This is a genomic window from Temperatibacter marinus (assembly GCF_031598375.1).
Lineage (GTDB): Bacteria > Pseudomonadota > Alphaproteobacteria > Sphingomonadales > Kordiimonadaceae > Temperatibacter > Temperatibacter marinus.
The window spans coordinates 1,094,344-1,114,902 of the sequence record NZ_CP123872.1 but is presented as its reverse complement, the minus strand read 5'-3'; the positions used below and the strand labels follow the sequence as shown (position 1 = coordinate 1,114,902).

The following is a 20,559-nucleotide window of genomic DNA, read 5'->3' as shown; positions in this document are numbered from 1 at the left end:
TGTCCTACTTATCCAACGCCTCTCCCCAGGGAGACTTCCCCTCAGAGGCTAGCAATAGTTTTTGTTCAATATTTCTGAGCCGCACCTTATTTGTAATTTTACCCCCAGTCAGGTCAGAGACATAGAAGGTATCAACAGCATGCTCGCCCCATGTTGCCACATGTGCAGAAATAAGCGACAGTTTTAATCGATATAACACAAAAGATAAATCATGAAGAAGACCTTGGCGATCTTTAGCACTCACTTCAATGACTGTGCTTTTGCTAGATGCATTATTGTCAATAGAGACAACGGGGTTAATATGAAAATGTGCTGATTTATCGCCAATAATCTTACGTTTTTTCAAACGCTCTGTAATTTTCACTTTTCCAAGAAGTGTTTCGTGAATCGTGCGCTCTAATTTTTCCAATTTTATTGGATCATTATATGCTTGGCGGTCTGCGTCTTGTATTAAAAAATTATCAAGGGCCATGCCGTCACGCGTTGTATGAATTTTTGCCCCAGCAATGGTCGCTCCGGCAACACCTAAAGCCCCAACAATGCGTGCAAATAAACCTGGGTGATCTTGAGCATAAACGGTCACGTGGGTCATGGCCTGAAACTCGTCTACACGTGCTGCAACACCTAAAATTTCACCCAATTTATCGGTTGTTTGAATAAGCTCCATATTCATGGCTTGAATTTCAAGTTCTTCAGCTAGCCAATAACTATCATATAAACGGCCAAATAGTTTTGATGCGGGTGTCTTTTTTAAGGAAAGTTTCTCTTTCAGTTCAGTCTGCCTTTCCTGAACCCGCTCAGCCCGACCAAATCTTACATGTCCCGCCAATAATTTTTCTTCTGATGAGAAATATAAATTCCTGAGTAGTTGACCTTTCCAGCCATTCCAAACACCGGGACCAACAGCTTTTATATCTACCACAGTTAATAGCATAAGCAGCCTTAGGCGCTCCATACTCTTCACTTCATCACAAAAATCTTGAATGGTTTTTGGATCTGACAAATCTCGCTTAAACGCAGTCTCACTCATTAACAAATGCTGGCGCACCAACCAGGATATGGTTTTTGTCTCTCCCGGGGTGAAACCCATCTTGGGACATAATTCTTCTGCGACCTCTGCGCCCAAAATACTGTGATCACCCTTACGCCCTTTTGCCACATCATGAAGCAAAACAGCCGTGTAAAGTACTTTTCGACTTGAGATGTGATGCACCACTTTAGAACTAACTGGGTGCTCCTGATCCAAGTCGCCTTTTTCAACTTTGCTTAATAGTCCTAGCGCTCGGATCGTATGCTCATCCACTGTATAGTGATGATACATATCATATTGCATCTGAGCCACGACGCGACCAAAATCAGGGATAAATTTTCCAAAGACCCCTGCTTCATTCAATCGCTTGAGCGCCAATTCATTGTTATTTTTAGATGTTAAAATATCGAGGAATAATTTGTTTGCTTCAGAATCTTCTCTGAGAGTGTCATCTATAAGCGCTAAATCTTTGCTAAGCTGACGTAACGTCTCGGGATGGATATCATAATTATGTTTGTCTGCGATATGAAAAATCTTAAGCATAAATATAGGATTCGTCTTAAAATCATCTTTATCCATGAGTTTCAAGCGTCCCTGTTCAGACTTAAACCCTCCCACTTTTCGCGCTGGTCTAATCCTGTCTAATAGACTCTTCTTTTGATTGCCCTGCTCGAGAGCTGCACAAAGAATACGCGTAAGATCACCCACTGTTTTGGCGATCAAGAAATAATGCTTCATGAAGCGCTCAACCGCTAGGCTTCCTGCTTTATCTTGATATTTCATGAATTGCGATAATTGGCGCTGCATGTCGAAACTTAGGCGTTCTTCAGCGCGATCTGTCATATAATGCAAACTGCACCTCACGCTCCATAAAAACTGCTCTACTCGTTTAAATTGCTGAAGTTCATGGCGACTAAAAACACCTTCTTCCATCAATTCTTCCGCTGATTTAGCGATATATGTAAAGCGGGCAATCCACCATGTTGTTTGTAAGTCTCTAAGCCCCCCCTTGCCCTCTTTCAAGTTTGGTTCAACCACATAGCGCGAGTCGCCCAGTTTTTTGTGGCGGCTGTCCCGTTCTTCAAGTTTACCATTGATAAACCATGATTCATTGCCTTTAATAACTTTTGAGACAAAAAGTTTCCGAGCTTGTTTAAAAGCGGTTGCACTTCCCCAAATCATCCGAGATTCAAGTAAAGATGTGCAGATTGTTAGGTCTTCTTTTGCCATCCGCACGATTTCATCCGGGTTCCGGGTCGCATGACCAACTTTCAGTCCCATATCCCACAAAAAGTAAAGGATGAATTCTACGACATTTTCTACCCAAGGCGTGACTTTATAGGGGATCAAGAATGTAAGATCCACATCAGAATAAGGCGCCATTTCACCGCGCCCATATCCCCCTGTGGCAATCAAAGTTATATGCTCTGACTCTGTTGGGTTAGGGTTAGGGTAGATGTGAGTTGCTGTAAAATCCAACAATGTCTTAAGAATCATATCCATCAAATAGCAATTGGCAACCGGAGTGAGCGCAGCTTCAGAGATTGATCGACAGGCACGGTGGCGGCGCTTCACTTCTAACCATCCTGCTTTATAGGCCTCATTTAAAAGGGTGAAAAGTTTTGAGCGCCTATGATCTAGAGGCGTATTTTCAGCAATACTTTCAAGTTTTTCCGTGATATCGCGACGATTAAAGATCGCTTTCTTTTGAGGAATTTTTCGTTGATCATTACTCAGCATCGCGGGCCAATTCCTTAAGTTTATAAACCACTTCTAATGCATCTCTTGGCGTTAAATCATCCGCGATTATATCTGATAAATAAAGATCCATAGGACTGGCTTCTTCACGCCCAGCGCCCGAAGGGGGGGCTGTCTCTGGAAGAGATTGGAACAGGGGTAAGTCATCAATTAGCCCTGTTATTTTATCTCCCTTATCTGCATTCTCAAGATGATCTAAAACTTGACGTGCACGGTTAATGACTCGCCCTGGCAAACCTGCCAGTTTCGCCACTTGAATACCATAAGACCGATCAGCTGCCCCTTCTCCGACTTCGTGAAGAAAAATGACATCGCCTTTCCATTCTCGCACTTTCATGGACCGCAACGACATGAGCTCTAAACTTTCTTTTAAGACAGTAAGCTCGTGGTAATGCGTTGCGAATAAAGCACGCGACTGATTGATATTATGTAAATTTTCCACAGCTGCCCATGCGATAGATAATCCATCATAGGTCGCTGTCCCACGACCAATTTCATCCAAAATAACCAATGATTTTGGTCCTGCTTGATTTAAAATGGCAGCAGTTTCAACCATTTCTACCATAAAAGTAGACCGCCCATGGGCCAAATCATCACTTGCCCCTACCCGACTAAAGAGACGATCAACCACACCGATTGTCGCTGACTTCGCAGGCACATAAGAGCCTATCTGTGCCAGAATAGCAATGAGGGCATTCTGACGGAGGAAGGTCGATTTACCAGCCATATTAGGCCCTGTGATAAGCCATAAACGCTGCTCTTCACACAAGTTACAATCATTGGCGACAAACTGTGCATCAGATTGTTCTTTTATGGCTTTTTCAACAACCATATGACGACCACCGGTAATGACAAAATCTAAACTATCATCTACAATTGGGCGTGATAAATTTGAGAGACTGGCCAGTTCCGACAGGGCAGATAAAAAATCCAATCCTGCAAGAGAGGCAGCTGCGAGACCGATGGTATCAGCTTGCCGCATAATTTGATGGGATAAAGCGTCAAAAATTTCATGCTCTAGTGCAAGAGATCGATCGCCTGCCTCAGAGATTTTCCCTGCAAGTTTAGAAAGGTCGCTGGTAGAAAATCGAACATTATTCGCCAATGTTTGACGGTGGATAAATGTTTCATTAAGCGGTGCTTGCATCAATATATCAGCATTTTTTGCAGAGACATCAATATGATATCCAAGTACATTATTGTGCTTAATCTTCAAGCTGTTTATCTCTGTCAGGGTTCTATACTCAAGTTCGAGGCCCGCAATTAAACGACGACTTTCATCTTTCAGCATGCGAAATTCATCAAGCGCAGCATTATATTTAGGCCTGATAAAACCCCCATCACGAATAATAAGAGGCGGTTCATCGATGAGCGCATTTGATAATTCTTCGATGACAGCATGGTGCCCCTCAAGCAGCGCCGCTCCCTCTTTAATGAGATCCGGAATATCACCAAAGGCATCTAATGCCCCCATCAACAAGCTTCGAATATCACGCGCCGCGAGCAGTCCTGATCGAATGGCCGCCAAGTCTCTCGGACCGGCACGATTCATGGCGATGCGGGAAATTGCACGCTCCATATCTGGCGCTTCCTTCAGGGCAGCCCTCACATCTGTGCGGATAGCCGAGCGTTCTAGAAAAAACTGAACGCTATCTAGACGCGCATTAACCGCAACAGGGTCCAGTAAAGGAGAAGACAGCCGCTTTGCTAGCAATCTTGCCCCTGCCCCTGTTACAGTCTTATCAACGACAGATAGAAGAGACCCTTGAAATTGACCCGTTTGCGTATGAGCAAGTTCAAGAGACTTTCGAGTAGCGGCATCAATCATCATCGTGGCATCACTGCGCTGTCGCCGCAGCGGTTTCAAGAGCGGCATTTGGCCCTTCTGCGTTTCTTCAAGATATGCGACCAAAGCCCCACTCGCTGCCAAATCAGAGCGGGATAAATCACCAAATCCATCCAGAGTGGCTACATCAAAAAGACCCATCAAACGAGATTCAGCCCGGACGCTATCAAAAAAAGCTTTATCAACCTTGGACAAAATATGACGCCAATCGAATAGGGCAGGCGCGATGCCATCATCCTCATGAAGCTTATCAGTGATTAATAATTCGCCTGGCTGGATTCTGGCGAGGTCAGCATCGAGACGGTTTATTGCCGTTGGGATGACGGTGAACTCACCTGTTGAAATATCGCAGACTGCTAAAGAAAGACCGCTTTTAGCCTGACCAAGGGCGACAAGATAATTATGAGCCCGAGCCTCTAATAAATTATCTTCAGTGAGAGTTCCTGGTGTTACAAGACGAACGACTTCCCGCCGAACAACAGCTTTATAGCCTCTTTTTTTTGCTTCTTCCGGGGATTCAGTTTGTTCACAAACAGCAACTTTAAACCCTTTTTTTATGAGGCGCGCTAAATACATTTCAGAGGCATGATAAGGAACCCCGCACATGGGGATATCGTCCCCAGAATGCTTCCCTCGCTTTGTTAACGTAATATCTAACGCCTCTGAAGCCTGAACGGCGTCATCAAAAAACAGTTCATAAAAATCACCCATCCGATAAAAGAGTAGACTCTCGCTATGGTCTGCTTTTATCTCGAGAAATTGTTTCATCATGGGTGTGACGTCCGGCTGAGCCGCAGCATCTAGCCACTTTTGACGGGGAGAAATGTCTATCTTATTATTTTTATTTACTTTATCCAGCACCCCAAGGTCCTTTTATATCGATTAAGTCTTTATTATTTTTATGACTGCAGTAATATAGGCCCCTTACAGAGCATTAGGTTTAAATCCCTTACATGGTCCCACTATAAAAGAGCTGATCAATAGATCAACTGAAAGAACAAAAAAAGAGGCTCCTTTCATGCCAATCAAAAACAGTAAGTTTACAGATGACGAGGCGTTGCGTTTTCACTCACACGGTCGTCCAGGCAAATTAGAAATTACACCAACAAAACCTATGGCTACTCAGCGCGATCTCTCTCTCGCTTATAGTCCAGGTGTAGCGGTTCCTGTGCTCGAAATAGCAAAGAACCCTGACACAGCGTATGACTATACCACTAAAGGCAATTTAGTGGCTGTCATTTCGAACGGAACTGCGATCCTCGGTCTGGGGAATTTGGGGGCTGCAGCCAGTAAACCTGTCATGGAAGGAAAGTCTGTTCTTTTCAAAAGATTTGCTGATGTTGATAGCATCGATCTAGAAGTTGATAGTGAAGACATCGACGAATTCGTAAACTGTGTAAAATTGCTTGGCCCTTCATTTGGAGGCATTAATCTTGAAGACATCGGTTCGCCCGCTTGTTTTATTATTGAGCAACGCCTCAGAGAATTAATGGATATCCCTGTCTTCCATGATGACCAGCATGGCACAGCGATTATCGCAGCAGCTGGTTTGATTAACGCACTTGATCTCACCAACAGAGATATCAAAAATACAAAATTGGTCGCCGTGGGTGCTGGTGCTGCCTGTATCGCATGTATTGAACTCATCAAGGCGATGGGCATGCCCCATGAAAATGTGACAATGGTTGACCGTGATGGTGTCATTTATTCAGGCCGAACTGAAGGTATGAATCAATGGAAATCTGCTCACGCAATTGATACGGAGCATCGCACACTTTCAGAGGCCATGGTAGGGGCCGATGTGGTGCTCGGTCTAGCGGCAGCAGGCGCCATCAGTCAGGATATGGTGAAATCTATGGCTGAAAAGCCGATCGTTTTTGCTATGGCAAACCCTGATCCTGAAATTACACCTGAGGACGTGAAAGCAGTACGCCCCGATGCGATTATGGCCACAGGCCGCAGTGACTACCCTAACCAGGTGAATAATGTCCTTGGATTCCCTTATATTTTTCGAGGGGCTCTCGATGTGCGGGCTCGTACAATCAATGATGAGATGAAAATTGCCTGTGCGATGGCTCTGGCTGAATTGGCTCGTGAAGATGTCCCCGACGAAGTAGCAGCAGCATACGGCGGCGAACAACCTCATTATGGACCAGACTATATCATACCAGCCCCTTTTGATCCGCGACTCATTAAATATATTCCTCCTAAAGTTGCCCAAGCTGCAATGGAAACAGGCGTGGCACGTCTTGCCATTGATGACATGGAGGCTTACGAAGAAGCGCTCGCTGCGAGACTAGATCCAACCGTTGATACTCTCTCAACAATGTTCGAAGAATTAAAACGCCGCAAGCCGCGCAAAGTCGTCTTTGCTGAAGCTGAAGAAGACAAGGTTCTAAGAGCAGCCGTTGGCTTTAAATCAAGTGGCTACGGCATTCCTATACTGGTAGGATATGAGGCGCCTATTCGCGAAAAGCTCAAAGAAATGGGTGTGGATGACACACAATTTGAAATTGTTAACGCAGGCAACAGCCCACACACAGCTGAATATACAGAATATCTCTACGAGCGTCTCAATCGCCGCGGATACCTTCTCCGTGATGTGAAGCGGTTAGTGAAACGTGATCGAAACGTCTTCTCCAGTCTTATGGTTGCACAGGGCCATGCGGATGCTGTTATTACAGGGGTAACTCGACAATATTGGCGGGCCATGAAAAACATCAAGAAAGTGATTGATCCATTGCCTGGCATAAAACCTTTTGGGATGTCAGTGATTGTTACCAAAAATAGAACTGTCTTTATGGCAGATACTACGGTTAACAAAAGACCAAATGCTGAAGAAATGGCTGATATTGCAATTAATGCTGCCCATTTTGTACGCCGTATGGGGCACGAACCTCGCGTGGCTTTCCTTTCTTTCTCGAATTTTGGAAACCCGCCATCAAGTAAGACAGAAGCGATGCAGCAAGCCGTGCGTATCCTACAAGACCGCAATGTAAATTTTGAATTTGATGGCGAAATGCAAGCTGATGTGGCCCTGAACCCAGATTTGATGAAAGAGTATCCATTCATGAATCTTTCAGGCCCTGCCAATGTCTTAATCATGCCAGGCCTTTTCTCTGCCAATATCAGTTATAAACTTCTAGCAGAGCTGGGAGGGGGACGTATTATTGGACCCATGCTGCTTGGCATGAGTGAGTCTGTTCAGATTGCACGGATGACCTCTACGGCGACGGATCTTGTCACAATGGCAGGACTAGCCTGTCACACCTCAATCGTTCTGGAAAAACTGAAAGATGACAATTCTGAATAAGGTGGGTTCCTGTCCCTAGTAACAGGAACCTTTTACTCTATTGAAAGGAAGGCCAGCGGGAAGCTGGCCTTTTTTAGTTGTTGGTTGATTGTTCTATTCCGGTGTTGGTAAAAAATCAGGAATAGACAAATAGCGCTCCCCAGTATCGTAATTAAACCCTAATATCCGACTACCTTTTGGAAGGTCTGGTAATATTTTGTGAATGGCTGCAAGCGTTGCACCAGAAGAAATTCCAACCAACATCGCTTCTTTTGACGCGGCTCGACGGGCCCATTCCTTGGCATCTTCTGCGGCCACTGTCACAATTTGATCTGCAATGTTTAAATTCATATTTTTGGGGACAAAGCCTGCACCGATACCTTGAATCGGATGTGGACTGGGATCACCACCCGACAGAACTGGCGATAAGTCTGGCTCAACAGCAAATGCTTTCATTGCAGGCCACTTTTCTTTCAACACTTTTGACACACCTGAAAAATGCCCGCCAGTGCCAACGCCCGTAACCATATAGTCCAATCCCTCAGGAAAATCTGCTGCAATCTCCTGAGCGGTTGTTGCTTCATGAATAGCAATATTAGCAGGATTTTCAAATTGAGCCGGCATCCAGGCCCCTTCATTCTCCGCTACAAGTGCCTCAGCGCGTGCAATAGCCCCCTTCATGCCAAGCTCTTTAGGCGTGAGGTCAAATTCTGCTCCATAAGCCAGCATCAAACGACGTCGTTCAATGGACATACTTTCAGGCATCACGAGAATGATCCGATACCCGCGCACGGCTGCAACCATGGCAAGACCGATCCCAGTATTCCCACTAGTCGGCTCGATGATTGTACCCCCCGGTTTCAAATCGCCCTTTTCTTCAGCGGCTGTAATCATAGCCAGAGCAATTCTGTCTTTGATTGAGCCCCCAGGGTTAGAACGCTCTTGCTTGATCCAAACCTCATGATCTGGAAATAAATTTGACACTCTCACATGCGCCGTGTTGCCAATTAAATCTAGAATAGACTGTGCACGCATTTTGATCTCCTGCTGTTATATTTCTTTAATAGTTAGTTATGGGGAGTTGGCTGGTCATAGCTTATGACATCAAACCGGATCGACACCCCATGATTTCATTTTCCTATATAGCGTTGAAGCATTCACATTCAATGCTTTTGCTGCCTTCCGAACTTTCCCATCCATCAAGGCAATAGCATGCTCTATGGCCTCCCTTTCAACTTGATCAAGGGGCCTTATACTTTCAACCTCTTGATCATCTTGATGAACAGTCATTCTTTGTTTGGACTCTGTCTGAGCGTGACTTAACTGGTCTCGCCGACGGCGACCCCGGCCCACTAAATCAGCAATCATTGTTCCTTTAAGATCTGGCCCCTCATTCAACACAACAGCAGACTGAATAACATTGGACAACTCTCGCACATTTCCAGGCCAATCATGCGCCATTAAGGCAGAAATTGCAGAAGGACCAATCTTCTCAAAGTCTTTTCCTTCCTCCTTTGCATAGCGATGGAGTAAATATTCAGCAATTCGAATGATATCATTTCCCCGATCTCTAAGCGGCGGTAAATGAATGGGGATTACATGCAACCGATAATAGAGGTCTTCTCTAAAAGTTCCTCTTTCCACTTCCTCCCACGGCGTTCTATTGGTGGCACAGACAAAGCGCACATTCACTTTAACCTCGTCTGTACTGCCCAAGGGCATGACGGTCCCATTTTGGACAAATCTAAGAAGCTTCGCCTGTAAATCCATCGGCATTTCACAAATCTCATCAAGAAAAAGCGTGCCTCCATCCGCCTTTACCGCCGCCCCGTCTCGATCCTCTGAGGCTCCGGTGAACGCCCCTTTCTTATGACCAAAAATTTCACTTTCGATCAGATTCGCAGGAATGGCAGCACAGTTTAATGCGACGAAAGGTTTTTCTTTTCTTGGGCTATGAAGATGAATAGCTTCCGCACATAATTCTTTCCCAGTCCCAGATTCTCCCATGATAAAGGTGCTGGCGCGAGAAGGAGCCGCATCACTTATCATGCGATAGACAGCCTTCATAGGGGCACTTTCTCCTATAAAATCCCCCACTGCTTTACTATTGGAATTGTCTCTGTAATGTTCAACAATTGTTTCTAATTCAATAAGTTTAGAAGCATTGCGTACTGTGGTAACAAGGCGTTCCTTGGAAAAAGGTTTCAACAAGAAATCAAAAGCCCCAGCCTGCATAGCATCCACAGCAATAGAGACTGAACCATGGGCTGTAATAACGATCACTTGAGCCGTAATTTTATTAGAATTCATCCATTTCAAAATATCTAAACCATCCATATCTGGAAGTTTTAAATCTAGTAATATTATTTTTGGACGATTTTTTAAAATTGCTTTCTTCGCCTCCTGCCCCGTTTCGACGGTTGAAACCGAAAAGGACTGATCCTGAAGATAAACCACATAGGTCAGCGCCAAAGAACGACTGTCTTCGACGATCAATATTGATGCAGGTTTTGTCACATCCCCCCCTGTCACTAACGTCTTCCCTCTCACTCTTACGCTTCGCCGACTCCCTCTATATGACTTAGTCAAGACCTCTTAAACGCAGAATTAGTTTAAAGTACCAGAACTGTTGCAAGATGCAACAGATTCAGCTGTACGACAATGCATGTTGCAAGTTCCCTTAAATTTTAGCTATTTTTTAGGGAAATAATGACATTGAATAGATTAAAAGGCATACTCTGTGTGCTTATTTAACGGATAATTTGAAACCTATGCCGAATCTTTCTAAACAAAAGAACGACTCTCAGTCTCAAAGTCAGCGTCAGCACAATCGACGCTCAGTCCTTTGGCCTGCCCTCTTAACAGTAAACGGCCATGAATTTCCTTGTCAAATATGGAATCTATCCCTTGGCGGGGCGCGCATCCGAGTGGATCTCCCCTTTAAAGAAGGAACCGACGTCACGCTATCTCTCCCTAAGAAAAACAACAGCAGTGTTAAGGCACGCATCGCTTGGCAGGACGAAGAATCGTGCGGACTGCTCTTCATGGTCCCAGATTCGGAAATTAAGCGAATATTCAAAGACAGTTTGCAAACCTTGGGCTTAAGTGAATAAATATATGTTTTCCTCCGAAGGGCGTAGCCGCCTCAACTCAGAATTATGGGTACAAGCCCTCATCAGACAGTGCCAAGTCGCAGGACTTATGGCATTTCAAGTGATACGCGGCGATCGGGAGCGCGGCACAATCCTCATAAAAGTCTGTTTGATGGATGGAACTGCTTATCTCTTACAACAAGCTACCGATTTTGAGGGCAACCGCGTTTGGCGACGAACACCTTCTCATATGCAGGATAATCCCCCCTCTGATCAAAATCTTTCAGAAAAAGAAATCGACGAAAAAATTTCAAAAGAAAGACGTTACGATCCTGATGTATGGGTGGTAGAAATTGAAGATCCTAAAAACCTTTATCATCATTCAGAAAAAATCGACAAAGACCTTTAGAATCACTTTCACTATTGGAAAAGTGCGCCATTTCCTTGACGCAAGGCCTCCTTAGTCCTAAGAGTGCTCACAGAATATGACGATGAATGAGAGTAGAAATGGCAAAGCTTGATATTATATCAGTTCCTGATCCTTTATTAAAAACCAACTCAACAGAGCTCGGGCAGGTAGACAATGACCTCCGTCGACTTATGGATGACATGCTTGAAACAATGTATGATGCGCCGGGGATTGGCCTTGCCGCAATTCAAGTTGGGGTGCCAAAGCGTTTGCTTGTAATGGATACAGAGGGGACTGAAGAAGAAAAGAAACCCCTATTTCTTGTTAATCCAGAGGTTATTTGGGAAAGCCCTGAGTTTAATATATATAACGAAGGGTGTTTGTCAGTCCCTGAACATTATGCGGAAGTAGAAAGACCAGACTCCGTCAAAGTCCGTTATCTCGATTATGATGGTAAGCAACAAGAAACCATGTTTGACGGTCTAGCCGCCACATGTGTCCAACATGAGATTGATCACCTTAACGGCGTCGTCTTCATTGACTATCTTTCGCGCTTAAAGCGCAATATGATTATCAAGAAAGTTGCAAAAGCCACAAAGTCAACAACAGTACTCTAGGATATTGCTATGCGTCTCGCATTTATGGGCACACCTGACTTCGCGACCTATACACTAAAAGCCCTTATTGAAGAAGGGCACGAGATTGCAGCCGTTTATACGCAACCCCCTGCACGCGCAGGACGCGGTAAACAACTGCGTAAAAGTGCTGTTCATCAATTGGCTGATCTGCACGCACTGCCTGTTTTGACACCGCAATCCATGAAAACTGAAGCCGCAATACAAGAATTTAAAGATCTCAATCTCGAAATGGCCGTCGTTGTCGCTTTTGGCCAGATTTTGCCAGTTCCTGTACTAGACGCCCCACAATATGGCTGTGTGAATGTCCATGCCAGCCTACTGCCCCGATGGCGCGGCGCAGCACCTATACATCGGGCTATTATGGCAGGAGATTCAGAAACTGGTGTCGATATTATGGTTATGGAAGCAGGCTTAGACACAGGCCCTATTCTTGCAGAAGCGAAAACGACAATCGGAGAAACAGAAACCACGGCTGATATGCATGATCGTCTCGCTCAAATGGGGGCTGACCTTATTCATGAAACAATTACCGCCTTTGCAGAAGGAAATATAACACCCCAAGCCCAAGCGGAAGACGGGATAACCTATGCGCGGAAAATTGAAAAATCCGAGGCTAAAATACGTTGGAATCAGTCTGCTCAACAGGTAGATCAACTGGTCAGAGGCCTCTTTCCCTTTCCAGGCGCTTGGTTTGAAGTTGAGGGCCATCGTTTTAAAGTTTTGTCAGGCACTGTTATGCCTCATAGGAATAATAAACAGAAACCGGCAGGGACATTCCTCGATAATGCCTTAACAATTGCCTGTGGGGACGGGGCTTATCAGATCCAAAAGATTCAACGTGCAGGCAAAGGGCCAATGCATCGAGAAGAATTCTTGAGAGGGTTTCCAATAGAAATGGGATCCCAAGTGGATTGTTAATAAGTATGCAACGATTTAAGATCATTATTGAATATGACGGCAGACCCTTTGTTGGATGGCAAAGACAGAAAGAACATTTGTCTGTTCAACAAGTGATTGAAGAAGCAATAGAAAAGTTCACCGGTGTCAAAACCACGCTCTATGGTTCAGGCCGTACAGATGCTGGTGTTCATGGGTTAGGACAGGTGGCTCATTTCTCTATAGAAAAAGATATAGAGACTGACGGTGTCGTTGGGGCCTTGAATTTCCACCTCAAACCATATCCTGTGGCCATTTTAATGGCCGAAAAGGTCCAGGATGATTTCCATGCTCGCTTTGATGCTGTCCAACGTCATTATACCTATAAAATTCTCAACCGAAGACCAAGACTGACCTTTCAAAAGGGGCTGGTTTGGCACGTGCCAAAACGGCTTGATGTGGACGCCATGCAAGCAGGGGCAAATCATTTGATTGGAATGCACGATTTCACAACTTTCAGACATGTGCACTGTCAATCAGATAGCCCTGTAAAAACTCTTGATTATTTAAAAGTAGAACGTCTTAACGGCAGTGATGAAATACATATTCATGCCGGGGCTCGCTCCTTTCTGCATCATCAAATCAGATCCATCACAGGGACATTATCTATGGTCGGACACGGACAATGGGCGCCCGAAGATGTAAAAATAGCTTTGCAAGCTTGTGATCGATCGAGACTTGGCCTGAATGCACCGCCGGACGGGCTCTACTTTAGAAAAGTAGATTATTAAGCTCTCAGTTTGAAAGATTTGTTTTGTTCTTCACGATCAAATAAGACGGCTAAAGTTGCAGCTGGATCCCCAGCACCCCTTAAGCGTAAACAAAAATCCTCATCGCGCAGCAACCGCGATATCTTAGACATCGTTCTGAGATGCAGGCCGTTTTTATCTTCAGGTGCGAGCAAAAAAACCACAACATCTATAGGTTGACCATCGATTGCATCAAAAGATATTGGCTTGTCCAAGATGGCTAAAAAGACAGAAACACTCGGACAGTCCTTGACGCTAAGATGAGGTATTGCCACACCATGTCCTAGAGCTGTAGAGCCTAATTTTTCTCGATCAATCAAGGCTTGAAAAATATCGCTACTCTTGAGACCTGTTTTCACGGCAGCTAAATCAGATAATTTTACGAGCAATTGTTTTTTACTGCGCACCTTTAAAGGATTAAAGATCGTCTCTTCTGTAAAGAGGGATAAGACAGACATGACTAATACCGATTACTTTCTATTCAAACCATATAAAAAGGCCCGCTTAAAGGGCCTTTTCTGATTTTTTGCGCTGCAGCAAAACGCTGCGTCGGCTGCTACATACACGGTTAATCTGTAGAAATCCACCCTATATTACCATCAGGCCGTTTATATACCACCTCAAGGGTCTTCGTTTTTGAATTTCTAAACAAGAAAGCATTGGTATCCGCCAGATCCATCAGCATCACCGCATCGCCTACAACCACTGTTGGAACCTCTTTATGAGTTTCGGCAATAATGATTGGCTGATCGTCTCTACCTTCTTCATTTACCCCCTCATCCTCAGCCTCAGGCTCAGGAGCCAGTACGGTATAAGCCATACGCTCTATCTCTGCTTCACTAGGGCCGTTATGATGATGATTTTTCAGGCGCCTCTTATAACGCCGAAGCTGTTTTTCAACTTTTTCAGCGGCAACTTCAAAGGCACCGTAGGGTTCACTACCTTCCCCTCGACTTTGAAGATTGATGCCCTGATTAGCGTGCATCGAGACGTCTATCCTATATAGGTGACCTTCTTTACTGACATTGGTATGTGCGTCAATCGATCGAGAGAAATATTTGTCTGCTATTGTATTGAGTCGTTCCTGGATGTGAATTGAAAAAGCTTCACCAACGTTCATATTTTTTCCAGATACACGAATTTCCATAATTATTTTTTCCCTCTACAAATAGGGCAGTACAGATTGAGACTGCCATTGATACAAAATTAACCATAAGGGTTATGCATACGGGGGATGCGTTGTGGACTATGTGAACTCTCCTTTCACCCCTTTAAGAAATAGCGAGAAGCGCTACAAGAAAATATTAGCATATTTATCTTACCTGTCATGTAGTTATTTTAAACTTATATTTCAAGAGGCTGGTATTCGTTGCAATATATGAATATTTTGCGACAATATTAACACAGACATAAAAACCCAGCGAACTGGCCCTCTTTATGAGCACAAATCGCAAATGTTGTAAGGTACTGGGGTTAAATATTTTTTTGTCGACGTCGTTGAACTGAGGAAGGAATTTTAAGCGCCTCTCGATATTTTGCTACCGTGCGCCTTGCGATATCAATGCCTTCTTTTTTAAGAATATCGACCAATTTATCATCAGATAAAATTTTCTTCGGATCCTCTGCATCAATTAATTCTTTAATGCGGAATTTTACCGACTCGGATGAATGAGCATCCCCGCCATCTCCAGCAGCAATTGATGACGTGAAAAAATATTTCAGTTCAAACATTCCTCTTGGGCAAGACATAAATTTATTATTGGTCACGCGAGAGACTGTACTTTCATGCATGTCGATTTCTTCAGCAATATCCTTCAATGTTAAAGGTTTAAGAAATCGAATGCCGTGCTGGAAAAAACTCTCCTGATGTTTAATCAAGGCTGATGCAACTTTCAAAATCGTCCGAGCTCTTTGATCCAATGCTTTTACCAACCAATTGGCTCCAGAAACACAATCAGATATAAATGCTTTGGCCTCTTTCCCTGTAGCTGTTTCACTCAGTTCAGAAACATAACTGTTATTCACCAATACTTTTGGCAGAGTGTCTGTATTTAATTCAACAGACCAAAGGCCCGCTTTATTTTTAAAGACAAAAATGTCCGGGACAACAGGTTGCACACTTTCTCCGCCAAATGCTAACCCAGGCTTTGGATTCAATTGTCTGATTTCACGAATCATATCCGTCAAATCATCCTGGCCAACGCCGCAGAGCTTTTTCAATTTTGTCATTTCTCGTCGCGCAAGAAGAGGAAGGTTTTCTACCAAAGCCTGCATGGCGGGGTCATATCGATCCAAGTCCTTTAATTGAATGGCCAAACATTCTTCCAAATTTCGGGCACATACACCAGCAGGTTCAAGTGTCTGCAGGCCTTCAAGGATGCGATCAATATCTTCTGAAGCGGCACCGAGGCGCTCGGCCACTTCATCAGCAAGTTCACCATTGATATAGCCAGACTCATCCACAAGGTCGATCAAATGGGTAGCTATCAATCGATCAATGGGGTCTTTCAAGGTCACCATCATTTGGCTGGTTAGAGAATCGTGAAGATTCTCACCGTCTGCCAACATTGCTTCGAAGTTATTTTCGCCCGAATAGCCACCGCTGGTTTGTACTGCACCGCCTCCGTCATAGCTAAGAGACCCCGACGCACCGATTTCACCGGCCGTATCTGTCTTTTCAACGCGATCCGATACAGAATCATTGTTATAAATATTCAGCGACATATTAGCATCAAGCGCGCCTTCAGCGCTGCTCATCGTATCGACAGCCCCATTCAGAGCATTATCCGCTGCGATTAAACCATCACTGCCATCGCCGCCATCCGAGCCACCCTCTGTCAGTAATTCAGCTGTCCCGCTATCTTGTGGACGGTCTACTTCCCCTGCAGAAAAGTCATTTGGGTCCCCCACTTCAAGCATGGGATTCCGTTCCACTTCAGCGGCAACAAAGTCTGCCAGTTCAAGATTAGACAATTGTAACAGCTTGATCGCCTGCTGCAATTGCGGCGTCATCACAAGCTGTTGTGATTGTTTTAAATCTAATCTCGGCGTTAATGCCATAAACCCCTCACTTTACTTCATCAGACCTCTGATGGATGCTCAAAACATAAATGATTGATTACAGTGTGAAATCATCCCCTAAATAAACCCGTCTGACGTCAGGGCTTTCAAGAACTTGATCACTATTTCCTTCAAAGAGAACATGGCCATCATAAATGATATAGGCACGGTCAATAATGTCGAGTGTTTCTCGCACATTATGGTCGGTGATCAACACACCAATCCCTCTGTCTTTGAGATGTGCAGTTAAATCTCGGATATCCGCAATTGCAATGGGATCAATGCCCGCAAAGGGTTCATCTAAAAGAACAAAGGCCGGTCGTGCCGCCAACGCTCTCGCAATCTCACAGCGACGACGCTCTCCTCCTGATAAAGCAAGGGCTTGAGTATCGCGCAGATGCGTGATCGAAAACTCTTCTAATAATTCTTCGAGCATTGCCTGGCGGATTTTTTTATTGCTTTCTACTACTTCTAAAACTGCGTTAATATTTTCACTGACTGTCATGCCTCTGAAAATGGATGTCTCCTGAGGAAGATATCCAATGCCCATTTGGGCACGGCGATACATGGGGAGATGCGTAATATCATCTTCGTTCAGTTGAATGGATCCATGATCAGGTTCAACCAAGCCTGTTAATGTATAAAAACAGGTTGTTTTACCCGCCCCATTAGGACCAAGCAGTCCGACCACTTCACCGCGGTTCACCGTAATAGAGATATCTCGTAAAATCTGACGGCCGCTATAAGATTTACCGATTCCTTCTGCTTTAAGCGCGCCTTTCTCAAGAGGCGGCGCAGTCAAAGTCGATCCTTCTTCTTCAATTGATTGTTGCGGCATGGATTCTAAATCCATCATCGTTTTTCCTCTCAACTCTATGCAGCCATCTCACGCAGTCATTCGTCTTGATATTCCCAGACTTCCAAGCTGTAACACCCTGTATCAACAATTCTAATACAATCTGGCGTAAATTATGCATACAGAACAGTATACAATCATGATTTCTCATACTGTTCCAGTGAATTTTGCTAAAAATATGATTTAAGGACCAAAAGAGGCTGAAAGCGCCTCTTTTTCTTTGATTAGGGTCATTTCTGTTTCTGATCAGATTCAGGTAGCTTAAATGTTCCTTTAACACGCCCTTTTTGATCGTTAGCTTGACCATCTAATTTGGTCAAGCCAGAGACAAGGTCAAGCTCCAGTCGGCTTCCTTGGAGCACGCTTTCACCCCTCTTGATGACAATATTCCCAAGCATGGTGACCAGTCTTTTCTCTACGTCGTATATAGCGCGTTCAGCAGCAATGCTTTCTGAAGCACTCGTGAACTGAATACGGCCTTTCGCATCCAAGCGATTGATTTCAGGATTATCTTCAAGCGATTCTTTATCGTAAAAAACGCGAATTTCATCAGCTTTCATCAGCAACCCGCCTTGTGTCACTTGAACCAAGCCCTTAAATAAAGCCCACCCTTCCTTTTGACGGACTTCAAGCGTATCAGCTGTCACATCAAAAGGTTGCTCTGTATCATGCCCCTTCAAAGAAGATTGCGCAGTGACCGAGGAAGGACCACTCATCAATCCTATGGACAATAATAAAGCGATGGCTGCTGTAATATATTTCATCTCTATTCTTTCTACTGATTAGAAGATTTTTTTGGAATTATTTTAAGACTAACACGTCCCTCAAAGACAGCCGCTGACTGGTCGACATCCACCTTGAAACGATCTGCGCTTAAGGTGCCAAGGGGAGTCGCACCTTTAACCGTTCCTTGGCCAAGGGTTAAACGCTCTTTTAATCTGATTTCCGCCCCCGCAACTTCTAGGGAATAGCCATTACCAGTTTCCAGATTAACTCCGCCGGCAAGTTGAAGAATTGCATCCGGTCTATGATAAACGCCTGTTCTTGCAGTCACCAAAGCAAGTCCAGCTTCCTTGAGTTGTATGCTTGCCATAATATCTGTCAATCTTACTGTCGGTGCGTTTGGATCTTTTTGCAGTCCACTACCCGCTGTAATAGTAAACAAGCGATCGATTGCATCCGTTCCTCGATATCGTAGAGACTTCATGTGAACAGTATCATCACCGCGCAAAACATCATCCGTCGAAAGGGTAAAACTTACTTCATTTTCATTCAAGAGCGGCCATCCGATGGTGACGAGAGCAGCGATAAATGCTGAAACAGGTAAGAATCGTCGCATAAGGTAAACAAATTTATCCCAATTCGAAACGACAGACCCTCTGGAAATAGGTAAGAGCGCTGCTCTTGCAACCTCTTTTTCCCGGAGGGGAGCCTCGTTATGATCTGGGTGATCTACCATATTATCGGCTTTCTAAACATACTCTAAGCGTTCATTCCTACAAGAGAACTATGGCTTATTTATGAGCAAAAATATCCATAGGTTCATAGCCTGCTAAATCGAGACGCGCCCGTGTTGGTAAAAAAGCGAAAGCATCCTGTGCAAAAGCCATGCGCCCTTCCCGCTCTAGCATCATGATCAATTGATCCCGCAATTTATGGAGATAGAGTACATCGCTTGCTGCATAGGCCTTTTGTGGCTCTGAGATCACATCAGCCCCCCAATCACTAGATTGTTGCTGCTTATCGAGATTTACCCCTATTAATTCCAAACAAAGATCCCGTAAACCATGACGGTCTGTATATGTCCTTACAAGTTTTGAAGCGATCTTAGTGCAAAAAACGGGTTCACAAGTCACCCCCAAATATTTTTCAATGATTGCCACATCAAATCGGGCAAAATGAAAAATTTTCTCAACCGAGGTGTCTGCCATTAAAGCACTGAGACGCGGGGCCTCATATGCACCTTTTTTAAACCGCACCAAATGAGCATGCCCATCCCCGCTGGAAAGTTGAACAACACAAAGACGGTCCCGATGAGGGTTTAATCCCATGGTTTCGCTATCAACAGCAACGCTTGAGCCGAAATCCAAGCCTTCTGGTAAATCCCCCTCGTGGAAGTGTATGGTCATAGATGGTTTCCCTGTTCATTTGGAATGACAAAATTAGACGCCATTATAATCGTCTTTGCCTGCGTGAAAAGAGAATTATGGCCGTACCTTCAATTCGTACCGCGTTAGATCGCAATTGTTCCTGAACGACGTTGTCTTTTTCTGATCGTACTGCGATCATCATTTTCAGGTTTTTCAAGCTTAAGTATTCGCCAAAATGTCTGACTGTTACGTTCTCGCTTCACGGCTTTTAAAATCATCCCACTGTCTGGCGCATAATAGATGGTTTCATAGCTGGAGTAGTCATTCTCGCCAATCCGGGCGATATCAATCATAAAGACTTTATGATCTTCACCTGTGATGGTCATTACGGTTTCTTTCAGTACAGAAAGAGTGACGCTGATATTTTGACTTAACCCGTCATCAAGACGCGTCATTGTTGCTGTGAAACTTACCTCATTCCCAGTAACAAGCGGGAAAATCTCATCGACTTTAGATTCTTGGAAGTCTAATTCTTTTATGTTGCCGTCTTCTTCAGACCAAACAGGGAGCAATCCTTTATAAAATTTTTGACTATAGGCTTTTTCACCATGCCAAAAATAATCAAGTTTGACGAGATTGTCCTGAACGTTAGTGACTTCAGCTATAATTTCATAGCTATATTGTTTTATGATGGCGCGTGTTCCGACAGTAGGCAAGTGAATAGCGTCAGTGTTCTTGGGTTCAGAACATCCTGAGAGCAAAAGAAAGGCCACAGCCATAAAGAGTGTCAGTATTGACCTCAC

General features: G+C 44.3%; 18 protein-coding genes. 6 read left to right on the top strand and 12 right to left on the bottom strand.

Annotated features, from left to right (window positions below):
- Positions 1 to 4: 4 nt before the first annotated feature.
- Positions 5 to 2,770 carry a [protein-PII] uridylyltransferase gene (locus QGN29_RS05050; RefSeq protein ID WP_310799597.1) on the bottom strand — a complete coding sequence of 922 codons (2,766 nt, stop codon included), beginning with the start codon at positions 2,768 to 2,770 and terminating at the stop codon, positions 5 to 7.
- A complete protein-coding gene (mutS, locus tag QGN29_RS05045; RefSeq protein ID WP_310799596.1) occupies positions 2,760 to 5,495 on the bottom strand; it encodes a DNA mismatch repair protein MutS in 2,736 nt (911 codons plus the stop codon). Before mutS ends, QGN29_RS05050 begins: the two co-directional genes overlap by 11 nt.
- A 157-nt stretch (positions 5,496 to 5,652) precedes the next feature.
- Between mutS and QGN29_RS05040 the strand changes: the two genes are divergently transcribed.
- Positions 5,653 to 7,947 carry an NADP-dependent malic enzyme gene (locus QGN29_RS05040; RefSeq protein ID WP_310799595.1) on the top strand — a complete coding sequence of 765 codons (2,295 nt, stop codon included), beginning with the start codon at positions 5,653 to 5,655 and terminating at the stop codon, positions 7,945 to 7,947.
- 93 nt (positions 7,948 to 8,040) lie between these two features.
- On the opposite strand, the gene cysK is transcribed toward QGN29_RS05040, so the two are convergent.
- Together cysK and QGN29_RS05030 are read right to left on the bottom strand one after the other, a co-directional pair.
- Positions 8,041 to 8,961: a cysteine synthase A gene (gene cysK, locus QGN29_RS05035; RefSeq protein WP_310799594.1), complete on the bottom strand. Its 921-nt coding sequence runs from the start codon at positions 8,959 to 8,961 to the stop codon at positions 8,041 to 8,043.
- Positions 8,962 to 9,030: 69 nt separating this feature from the next.
- A complete protein-coding gene (locus QGN29_RS05030; protein WP_310799593.1) occupies positions 9,031 to 10,443 on the bottom strand; it encodes a sigma-54-dependent transcriptional regulator in 1,413 nt (470 codons plus the stop codon).
- 254 nt (positions 10,444 to 10,697) lie between these two features.
- Here QGN29_RS05030 and QGN29_RS05025 point away from each other — a divergent pair, with 254 nt between their 5' ends.
- The 5 genes from QGN29_RS05025 (at position 10,698) to truA (ending at position 13,732) form a co-directional block, all read left to right on the top strand.
- On the top strand, positions 10,698 to 11,039 hold the full coding sequence (locus QGN29_RS05025) for a PilZ domain-containing protein (protein ID WP_310799592.1): 342 nt from the start codon (positions 10,698 to 10,700) through the stop codon (positions 11,037 to 11,039).
- Between the two features lie 4 nt (positions 11,040 to 11,043).
- Positions 11,044 to 11,427, top strand: a complete 384-nt coding sequence (locus QGN29_RS05020) for a DUF1491 family protein (RefSeq protein WP_310799591.1) — start codon at positions 11,044 to 11,046, stop codon at positions 11,425 to 11,427.
- Between the two features lie 98 nt (positions 11,428 to 11,525).
- The gene (def, locus tag QGN29_RS05015) at positions 11,526 to 12,044 is read left to right on the top strand and encodes a peptide deformylase (protein ID WP_310799590.1); all 519 of its coding nucleotides are present in this window, start codon (positions 11,526 to 11,528) and stop codon (positions 12,042 to 12,044) included.
- Positions 12,045 to 12,053: 9 nt separating this feature from the next.
- Positions 12,054 to 12,983 carry a methionyl-tRNA formyltransferase gene (gene fmt / locus QGN29_RS05010; protein WP_310799589.1) on the top strand — a complete coding sequence of 310 codons (930 nt, stop codon included), beginning with the start codon at positions 12,054 to 12,056 and terminating at the stop codon, positions 12,981 to 12,983.
- Between the two features lie 5 nt (positions 12,984 to 12,988).
- The gene (gene truA, locus QGN29_RS05005; protein ID WP_310799588.1) at positions 12,989 to 13,732 is read left to right on the top strand and encodes a tRNA pseudouridine(38-40) synthase TruA; all 744 of its coding nucleotides are present in this window, start codon (positions 12,989 to 12,991) and stop codon (positions 13,730 to 13,732) included.
- Here truA and QGN29_RS05000 read toward each other — a convergent pair.
- The 8 genes from QGN29_RS05000 to QGN29_RS04965 form a co-directional block, all read right to left on the bottom strand.
- Positions 13,729 to 14,208, bottom strand: a complete 480-nt coding sequence (locus QGN29_RS05000) for a PTS sugar transporter subunit IIA (RefSeq protein WP_310799587.1) — start codon at positions 14,206 to 14,208, stop codon at positions 13,729 to 13,731. The two genes, truA and QGN29_RS05000, sit on opposite strands and share 4 nt — an antisense overlap.
- A gap of 110 nt (positions 14,209 to 14,318) precedes the next feature.
- The gene (gene hpf, locus QGN29_RS04995; RefSeq protein WP_310799586.1) at positions 14,319 to 14,897 is read right to left on the bottom strand and encodes a ribosome hibernation-promoting factor, HPF/YfiA family; all 579 of its coding nucleotides are present in this window, start codon (positions 14,895 to 14,897) and stop codon (positions 14,319 to 14,321) included.
- 326 nt (positions 14,898 to 15,223) lie between these two features.
- Positions 15,224 to 16,810, bottom strand: a complete 1,587-nt coding sequence (gene rpoN, locus QGN29_RS04990) for an RNA polymerase factor sigma-54 (protein WP_310799585.1) — start codon at positions 16,808 to 16,810, stop codon at positions 15,224 to 15,226.
- Positions 16,811 to 16,868: 58 nt separating this feature from the next.
- The gene (gene lptB / locus QGN29_RS04985; RefSeq protein WP_310799584.1) at positions 16,869 to 17,666 is read right to left on the bottom strand and encodes an LPS export ABC transporter ATP-binding protein; all 798 of its coding nucleotides are present in this window, start codon (positions 17,664 to 17,666) and stop codon (positions 16,869 to 16,871) included.
- Positions 17,667 to 17,896: 230 nt separating this feature from the next.
- Entirely contained in the window at positions 17,897 to 18,430 is a 534-nt protein-coding gene (locus QGN29_RS04980) for an LptA/OstA family protein (protein WP_310799583.1), read from the bottom strand.
- 11 nt (positions 18,431 to 18,441) lie between these two features.
- Positions 18,442 to 19,125 carry an LPS export ABC transporter periplasmic protein LptC gene (locus tag QGN29_RS04975; protein WP_310799582.1) on the bottom strand — a complete coding sequence of 228 codons (684 nt, stop codon included), beginning with the start codon at positions 19,123 to 19,125 and terminating at the stop codon, positions 18,442 to 18,444.
- Between the two features lie 55 nt (positions 19,126 to 19,180).
- Positions 19,181 to 19,795, bottom strand: a complete 615-nt coding sequence (locus QGN29_RS04970; protein ID WP_310799581.1) for a ribonuclease D — start codon at positions 19,793 to 19,795, stop codon at positions 19,181 to 19,183.
- Between the two features lie 104 nt (positions 19,796 to 19,899).
- Positions 19,900 to 20,559, bottom strand: a complete 660-nt coding sequence (locus QGN29_RS04965; RefSeq protein WP_310799580.1) for a hypothetical protein — start codon at positions 20,557 to 20,559, stop codon at positions 19,900 to 19,902.